Origin of the sequence: Phenylobacterium sp., assembly GCF_044371015.1 — a bacterium.
In the GTDB taxonomy this organism is placed as follows: domain Bacteria; phylum Pseudomonadota; class Alphaproteobacteria; order Caulobacterales; family Caulobacteraceae; genus Phenylobacterium.
Genome location: NZ_JBILUK010000306.1, coordinates 1 through 3,174, shown reverse-complemented (window position 1 = coordinate 3,174; position 3,174 = coordinate 1). Strand labels below are relative to the sequence as shown.

Here is a 3,174-nt window from a genome sequence, read left to right as displayed (position 1 = left end):
CTCAGGATCGTACTCGGTCTTGAAGAGCTTGAACGCGACGTTGGTGGGGCGGTTGGCGTCCGGGGCGGGCGGCGGATCGCCGGGTTTCAGCCGGTGGGTGCGCGGCGCGCGGACGCCGGTCATCCAACGGAGCTGGCGAAGCTGGACCTCCAGCAGGCGGGCGGTTTCCGGCGACCCGGCCAGCGCCATGCGCCAGCCTTCCTCGGTCAGGCGCTCGGCCTGGGCTTCGCGGGCCTGGGTAAGCGCATCCCGGAAGCGGCGGTTGTCGGCGGCCCAGGCCAGGATGGTGGAGAGCGCCGGCATGTCCGGCTCGGCGGCGATGGCGACCAGGGTCTCGCCCTCGGCCACACGGGTGAGGATCTCGTCGGCCGTTTCCGGCCCGTAGCCCATCGGGCCGCCCTGGATCGGGCGGTGCGCCCGGGCCTTGGCTCGGGCCAGGGCCTCCGCGAACGCGGGGTGCTTGCGGGCCCAGGCGCGCAGGGTGGGACGCGTGGGCATGTCGGGGTCTTCACAGATGGCCGACAGCGTTTCGCCGGCGGCGATGCGCTCCGCGATCCGGCGGCCGAGATTTTCCGCATACCGGACATAGGAACGGGGGTTTTCGGGGTCGCTCCGAGGGGAGACGGCGGCGGAATTTGCCAAGGGGGGACGTCCTTTGGAAAATCTTGGGATGGGGTGAGAACCGGGCGCGACGAGACGCAGCGCGATCACCGCAAGGGTAGCGTGGAGGGGTGGGCTTGTAAAGAACAAAGGAGGAACTTGTGGGGTTGGGCGGAGGAACCACGGAACACACAGAACTCGCGGAACTGTCGGGACTCACGAAAAGCCCAACAGGTGGGAGAGGCGCGGAGACATTGCTTGCGCCGGCCACACTCGCCTAGGGTGCAGCGGAGGGGTCGATTGCGTGGACGTTGACGATTTCATCCGGCGTTGGACGGCGCGCGAGGGCGGCGCGGAGCGCGCCAACTATCAGATGTTTCTGTCCGAGCTTTGCGACGTGCTGGGTGTATCTCGGCCCGACCCGGCCGGCGGTGAGACGGCCCGTAATGATTATGTCTTTGAGCGAGCGGTGAAGCCGCGCGGCAGCGAGGATTCCACCGCCCCAAAGCGCATCGATCTCTACAAGAAGAACGCCTTCATCCTGGAGGCCAAGCAGTCACGGCTTCCCGGCGCCAAGAACGCCATCCCCAACCCGCAGACCTTGCCTCTGGCCGAGCCCGAAACCCTGGGGCGGCGCAACCGGGGCGCGTCCTGGGACGTGATGATGCAGAACGCGCGCAAGCAGGCCGAGGGTTATGTCTTCCTGCTCGACGCCGACCATCCGGCGCCGCCGTTCATCCTGACCTGCGACGTGGGCCACTGCCTGGAGGTGTTCGCCGACTTCTCGGGCACCGGGCGCGCCTACAACCAGTTCCCGGACCGCAACGGCTTCCGCATCTTCATGGACGACCTGCGCGACCCCGAGGTCCGCAAGCGCCTCGCCACCCTCTGGACCGATCCGCAGTCTCTGGACCCCACCAAGACCTCGGCCCGCGTCACCCGCGAGATCGCCAGACGCCTTGCAGAGGTGAGCAAGGCGCTGGAGGGCCGAGGCTGCAACCCCGAGGACGTGGCGCACTTCCTGATGCGCTGCCTGTTCACGATGTTCGCCGAGGATACCGACCTCCTGCCGCGCGGCTCGTTCGGCGCGCTGCTGGCGAAGAGCGTCGAGGACCCCAGCCACTTCCCGCATCGGCTCAAGGCGCTTTGGGGCCAGATGGAGACGGGTGAAGAGTTCAGCCATGTGATCGAGGCGCGCGTGCGCCACTTCAACGGCGGTCTGTTCAAGGACACCACGGTCTTCGAGCTGGGCCGCGAGGAGATCGGCGAGTTGTGGGCGGCGGCCAAGGCCGACTGGCGACAGGTCGATCCCGCTATCTTCGGGACCCTGCTGGAACAGGCGCTGGACAAGGACGAGCGCCGCAAACTGGGCGCCCACTACACGCCCCGATCCTACGTCCAGCGGCTGGTGGGCGTCACGGTCATGGAACCCCTTCGCGAAGACTGGGAAGCCGCGCTCACCAAGGCGCAGCAGGCGCGCGACGAGGGCGACGAAAAACAGGCCATCGCGCTGGTCCGCGACTTCCACCACAGGCTATGCACCACCCGCGTGCTGGACCCCGCCTGCGGCACCGGTAACTTCCTTTACGTTTCGCTCGAGATGATGAAGCAGCTTGAGGGCGAAGTCCTCCAGACGCTCACGGACCTGGGCGAAGAACAGGCCCGCCTCGCCATGGCGGGCGAGACCGTTGATCCTCACCAGTTCCTGGGCCTGGAGCTGAACCCCCGCGCCGCCGCCATCGCCGAGCTGGTGATCTGGATCGGCTATCTCCAGTGGCACTACCGCAACCAGGAAAGCCACCCCGCCGAGCCGATCCTGCGGGCCTTCAACAACATCAACTTCGGCCGCCGCGAAGGCTACGACGCGGTGCTGACGTGGGACGGCTATCCCGTGCCGGCGGTGGTGGAAGTCGACGGCAAGCGGGTCGAGGCCTACCCGAACCCGCGGCGGCCGGAGTGGCCCGAGGCGGAGTTCATCGTGGGGAACCCGCCGTTCCTTGGAAAGGGCGCGGCAATGCGCGGGCCGCTAGGCGACGCGTACGTGGAGTCATTGTGGGCCGCGCATGATTGGATCGATCAGAGCACCGATTTTGTCATGTATTGGTGGGATCGTTCCGCAGACATCCTGACGCGAAGCCGTACGCCGCTTCGCAGGTTCGGCTTGGTGACTACCAACTCGCTGACTGGCGTGTTCAACCGCCGGACCGTCGAACGCCATCTCAAGGCAAAATCACCCTTGAGCATCGTCTATGCAATTCCGGATCATCCTTGGACTAAGGGCTCCTCAGACGCTGCGGCCGTGCGTATTGCAATGACCGTCGCGGAGCTGGGACGTCTGGATGGACGGCTCTACGAGACAGTCTCTGAGCGGGACTTGGATTCCGACGAGCCGCACATCGAGTTTCGAGTCACGCAGGGAAAGGTTCATGCGGACATATCGGTTGGTGCTGACGTGGCTGCGGTCGGCCAACTCCTCGCTAACGAGGGTGTGGCCTGCAACGGGATGATGCTTGCGGGCCAAGGGTTCGTGATCTCGCAAGCGGACCTGGAATATCTGGAGATGGGTTCGCCGGA

2 protein-coding genes are annotated in these 3,174 nt (G+C 66.3%); one reads left to right on the top strand and one right to left on the bottom strand.

Annotated features, from left to right (window positions below; translation table 11 throughout):
• The coding region (locus tag ACIQ3R_RS16740; RefSeq protein WP_397419990.1) for a hypothetical protein at window positions 1–711 on the bottom strand (711 nt) is incomplete at its 3' end.
• 193 nt (window positions 712–904) lie between these two features.
• Here ACIQ3R_RS16740 and ACIQ3R_RS16735 point away from each other — a divergent pair.
• Window positions 905–3,174: DNA methyltransferase (locus ACIQ3R_RS16735; protein WP_397419989.1), on the top strand; the 2,270-nt coding region annotated here is incomplete at its 3' end.